This window comes from Nocardia sp. NPDC004722, assembly GCF_053601505.1.
This window is the reverse complement of record NZ_JBSGBY010000596.1, coordinates 1-5,121: the sequence shown is the minus strand read 5'-3', so window position 1 is coordinate 5,121 and position 5,121 is coordinate 1. Positions and strand designations below refer to the sequence as shown.

Below are 5,121 nucleotides of genomic sequence, written 5' to 3'. Positions count from 1 at the left end.
CCACCTGCTCGGCCAGCTCCACCGAGCGGTAGTGGGCGATGACGAATCCGAGCACCATCGAGAGAAAGGCCGCACCGATGAGAGCGGCAGCGCCGACCCCGCCCCCGGTGGCCGCGCCGAGCCCGTCGACGGCCGAACGGTCGCCCCTGCGCGGATTGACCCGGCGCGAACTGCCTTTCGTGCCGGTGTTCGCGCAATCGGTGGCGGCCATCGCGCCCTCGGGCACGGCGGTGGTCACCCCGGCGTTCGTGATCGGCGCGGGCGGCGGCGGGATGAGCATGGTCGCGTTCCTGGCGGCCGCGGTGCTGGCCTGGGGTGTGGCGCTGGTGATCCGGCCGATGGCGCAGCGGCTGGCGGTGACCGGCGGGCTGTACACGTACGTGGCCAAGGGTCTCGGGCCCGCGGCGGCGGTGCCGGTCGGCTGGTCGGCGATCGTCGGGTACGCGAGTGTCAGTGTGTCGGGCCTGATCTCGGTCGGCACCTATCTGGATCAGATCGCGGTCACCGCCGGGATCAGCGGTTTCGGCGGCACCGCCACGATCATCGCGTTGCTGCTGGCGGCGGCCGTGGTGGCCGCGGTGCTCATGGTGCGCGGCATCCGGCTGTCCGCGTCCACCACACTGCTGGTGGAATGCGTCTCGGTGGTGACGGTGCTGGCGCTCATGGGTTACCTGCTGACCCGGCACGGCGCCACCACCAATCGCGCGTTCGAATGGCACGGCGGCACCGGCACGCTCGCCATGAGCGCGGTCGTGGCGATCAGCGCCTTCGTCGGATTCGAAAGCGCCACCACGCTGTCGGCCGAGGCGTATCGGCCGTTCCGGTCGGTGCCGCGAACCCTGGCCTGGACGCCGGTGGCGGCGGCGGTCATCTATCTGGTCGCGGTCGGTGCGCAGGCGGTGGCGCTGGCGTCCGCGTCGCCGGGTATCGCCGCGAGTTCGACGCCCGTCACCGACCTGCTGCTGCAGGACAATTCGCGCGCTTTGACCTCGATCCTGGATCTCGGCGTGGCGGCCTCGTTCTTCGCGTGCACGGTGGCCTCGGTCAATGCCCTGGTGCGCGTGCTGTTCACGATGGGTCGTGAGGGTATCGCCCCGGCCGCGGTCGGGCGCGCGCATCCGCGATTCCGCACGCCCGCGCCCGCGATCGTGGCGGCGATGGCCGCGATCACCCTCTGCACGGTCGGTTATCTACTGTCCGGGGCCGAACCGCAGGACGGCATCCGCAGTTTCCTCACCCTCAGCGCGCTCGGCTATCTCGGTTCGTATCTCCCGGCCTGCTTGGCCACGCCCGCGCTGCTGCGCCGCATCGGGGAATCCTCGCGCCCGATCACGATTCTCGGCACCGTGACCGCCGTCCTGCTCGGGGTGCTCATGGTGGCCGCCGCCGTCTCGGCCCGCAACGAGAACGTGACCGTGGTGATCACGTATGCCGCGGTCATGGCGGCGGCCGGGGTCTTCACCCTGATCCTGCGCCGACGTGCGCCGGATCGGTGGCGCGGCATCGGCATCTACGACGAGCCGCAGCGCGGCGACCTGCTCGAGAACGTCACCTTCCGGTAGGCGTGATGAAGGATTCCGGCCGCACCAATACCGTCTCCAATTCGATCGCCATCCTCGAGGCGGTCGCCGATCGAGGCGCGGGCGTCACCGCCAAGGAGATCGCCGCGCACCTCGGCATCGCGCCCGCCACCACCTACCGGCTGCTCAATTCCCTGGTCGCCGACGAATATCTGGTCCGCACCGCCGATTTGCGCGGCTTCGCCCTCGGTGCGCGGCTGCGCGGTTTCGCCGCGGCGATCAATGTGCCGGTGCTGTCCACGGCCGCTCGCACCCTGCTCGACGAGTTCCGCGCTTCCACCCGATTCGCGGTGCACCTGATGAACTTCCGCCCCGCGGCTGTCCAGGTGGTCAGCGAGGACCCCGACCATCCGATCCCGGGCGAACGCGAACTGTCCCGGCACCTGCACGCCTCCGCGGCGGGCAAACTGCTGCTGGCCTCGCACACGGAATGGCGCACGCTGGTGGCCAATCCGCCGCGCATCGCCCCGCGCACCAAGATCGATCACCCGGCCCTGGCCAGCGACCTGCAGTCGGTGCGCGACACCGGATACGCCCGCGCCGCCGACGAACTCGTGGCCGGGGTCGCGTGCCTGGCGCTGCCGATATACAACGCGCTCGGCACCCTCGCGGGCGCGCTGTGCCTGACCGGTCCGAGCAATCGCCTGCCCGCGCTCGAGACGCATCGCGACCCGGCCCGCGAGTGCGCCGCCGGTCTCGCCCCACTGCTGTACTGACCGATCACGGCTGCTTCGCCGACCCTCGGATCAGGCTGCGGCGGCGAAAAATCGGTGGCCGGGCCGCAGCGCGCGCTTCTACCCTGGGTGCACATTCGACCCGAAAGGACCACTTGGAAGCGACTGTCACGGTGACTCCGGATCAGTTGCCGGAGCTGCTGCTGCACATCGCGGTGGTGCGTCCGGTCTTTCTCTGGGGAGCTCCCGGTATCGGAAAGAGTTCGCTGGTGCGGGCTTTCGCCGACGAGCTCGGCGTGGAGTGCGTCACCCTGCTGGGCACCCAGCTCGCGCCCGAGGATCTCATCGGTGTCCCGCAGATCGTGGGCGACCGCAGCCGTTTCGCGCCGCCGGAGATGATCGCGCGCGAGCAGCCCTACTGCCTGTTCCTCGACGAACTCAACGCCGCCCCCGCCGAGGTGCAGAAATCCTTCTACTCCCTGATCCTGGACCGCCGCATCGGCAATTACGAACTGCCCGCCGGTTCCGTGGTGATCGGGGCCGGCAACCGCGCCACCGACAACGCGCTCGCCCGGCCCATGGCCTCCGCCCTGGTCAACCGCATGGTCCACATGCACCTGCGCGCCGATGTCGACGACTGGCTGAAGTGGGCCGGTACCAACGACATTCACCCCTGGGTCGTGGAATACGTGATGCAGCGGCCCGATCACCTGTGGTCGCAGCCGCCCAAGACCGAACAGCCCTTCTCCACGCCGCGCGGCTGGCACATGCTGTCGGACGCCCTGCACTCCTACGGAAGCGGGATCGACGACACCGTGCTGTGGGTGCTCGCCTCCGGAATCCTCACCACCGCACACGCTTCCGGCTTCCGCGCCTTCGTCAAGACCGTGCGCCACGCCTACGATCTCGAGGCGGTCATCAAGGGCGACGCGGGCTGGCCGCGCAATCCGGCCGACCGCGATCTGCTGTTCTTCCTCTCGGAAGCCTTCCGCGCCCGGCTGATCAAGGAACTGCCCGAATCCCGCGAACACGTCTCGGCGAGTCTGAAGCGATTCGTGTTGCGCGCCAAGACCATGCTCACCGAACTGGCCGAGATCTCGGTGGAGTGCGCGCAATTGGTGATCGCCTCCGACGACGGCGGCCTGCCCGTGCTGCCGTCCTGGTTCCTGGTGGAGGTCACCCGCGATCTGCCGCGCCTGGCCGCCCGGAGGTAGCCGTGGGACGCTCGAATCGCAAGCGCGGCAAGGTGATCGACCCGTGGCGGGAGAACCTGCTCAACGGCTGGACCCAGGTGCGTGAACATCCGGTGTTCCGCCGCGTGCAGAACGGGCTCGTCGAGACCGAGACACGTCTGCCCGACGACGTGTGGGCGGTCATCACCGACTGGGGCACCATCTACTACGACCCCAAACATCGTGCGACGGCCGAGGAATGGGCCTGGGTGTTCGCGCATCTGCTGCTGCACGCGGGCTTCGGTCACCTCGATCCGCGCGAGGCTCCCGAACGCGGTGTCGAGTCGAATACCTACGCGGGCTCCTGGATTCAGGCCCCGCATCAACCGCACCCGGTGTATCGAGCCGCCTGCTGCGCGGTCATCGACGAATACCTGCCGACCTTGAAGATCGGCCGCCCACCCGTCGACCTTCCGCTCCCGCCCGGTGGCTCGGACGAACGGGTCCTGGCGCAGCGCTGGTGGCAGAGCAGCGTTCCGGAACCGTACCGGCGCACCGAATATCCGGACTTCTTCATCGGCACCGAGGCCACCGCCCGCAAGCGCGAGCACCCGAAGCTCTTCGCCACCGGCATCGGCGACGCCGCCCGCGAGGCGCTCGCCGCCGCCGGCCGTGACGTCACCCGTGGACAGGCCGAGACCTTGCAGGCATGGGACCGCGCCCTCAACTGGTTCGTCTCCTCGTATCCGTTGCTCGGCGCGCTGGCCGCCGGGATGAAGATCGTCGCCGACCCGGATGTGGCGCGCGGCTGGGACATCTCGATCGCCGCGGTCAATGCCGAGGCCGCGGAGATCTACATCAACCCGTTCGCCGGGCTCTCCGACGAGGAATGGAAGTTCGTCCTCGCCCACGAGATGCTGCATGCCGCCCTGCGCCACGGTGAGCGCGCGGGCTGGCGTGACCACTACCTGTTCAACGTCGCCTGCGACTACGTGGTCAACGGCTGGCTCGTCGAAATGGGCGTCGGGCAACTGCCCGAGGGACTGCTCTACGACCCGGACCTCAAAGGGCTGTCCTCCGAACAGATCTACGACCGCATCGCCGCCGACCTGCGCCGACTGCGCAAGATCGCCACCCTGCGCGGGCGCGGCAAGGGCGACATCTTCGGAGAACCGCTGCCGCACAACCACACTCCCGGCCGCTATCTCGACCTGGACGAGTACTACCGCAACGCGATGTGCACGGGACTCGCCTACCACCAGTCCACTGGCCGCGGACTGCTGCCCGCCGGACTCGAACAGGAGATCCGCGCGCTCGATCAGCCGCCGCTGCCCTGGGACGCCCAGCTGGCGCAATGGTTCGACGAGTACATCCCGGCCGTGGAGAAGCGCCGCAGCTATGCCCGCGCCTCGCGGCGGCAGTCCTCGACACCCGACATTCCGCGCCCGGCGTGGGTGCGGCCCGAGGAATCGGTGCGGCTGCCCACCTTCGGCGTCGTGCTGGACACCTCCGGGTCGATGTCGGCCGCGCTGATGGGCAAGGGCCTGGGCGCGATCGCCTCCTACGCCACCGCCCGCGACGTGCCGCGCGCCCGGGTCGTCTACTGCGACGCGGCCGCCCACGACGCCGGTTACCTGCCCGTCGACGAGATCGCCGCCGGTGTCCGGGTGCGGGGGCGTGGCGGCACCGTGCTGC

General features: G+C 69.6%; 5 protein-coding genes. 4 read left to right on the top strand and 1 reads right to left on the bottom strand.

Annotation, left to right across the window (positions count from 1 at the left end):
- On the bottom strand, positions 1–280 hold a 280-nt coding region (locus ACWELQ_RS37575; protein ID WP_452401776.1), incomplete at its 3' end, for a hypothetical protein.
- Here ACWELQ_RS37575 and ACWELQ_RS37570 point away from each other — a divergent pair.
- From ACWELQ_RS37570 to ACWELQ_RS37555, 4 genes are all read left to right on the top strand, one after another.
- Positions 180–1,562 (top strand): APC family permease, encoded by a 1,383-nt coding sequence (locus ACWELQ_RS37570; RefSeq protein WP_452401775.1) that lies wholly within the window; start codon positions 180–182, stop codon positions 1,560–1,562. The genes ACWELQ_RS37575 and ACWELQ_RS37570 overlap by 101 nt on opposite strands.
- A 5-nt stretch (positions 1,563–1,567) precedes the next feature.
- Positions 1,568–2,296, top strand: coding sequence for an IclR family transcriptional regulator (locus ACWELQ_RS37565; protein WP_452401774.1), 729 nt, complete (start codon positions 1,568–1,570; stop codon positions 2,294–2,296).
- 113 nt (positions 2,297–2,409) lie between these two features.
- Positions 2,410–3,468: an ATP-binding protein gene (locus ACWELQ_RS37560; RefSeq protein WP_452401773.1), complete on the top strand. Its 1,059-nt coding sequence runs from the start codon at positions 2,410–2,412 to the stop codon at positions 3,466–3,468.
- 2 nt (positions 3,469–3,470) lie between these two features.
- Positions 3,471–5,121 (top strand): vWA domain-containing protein (locus ACWELQ_RS37555; RefSeq protein ID WP_452401772.1); only part of this gene is annotated, 1,651 nt, incomplete at its 3' end.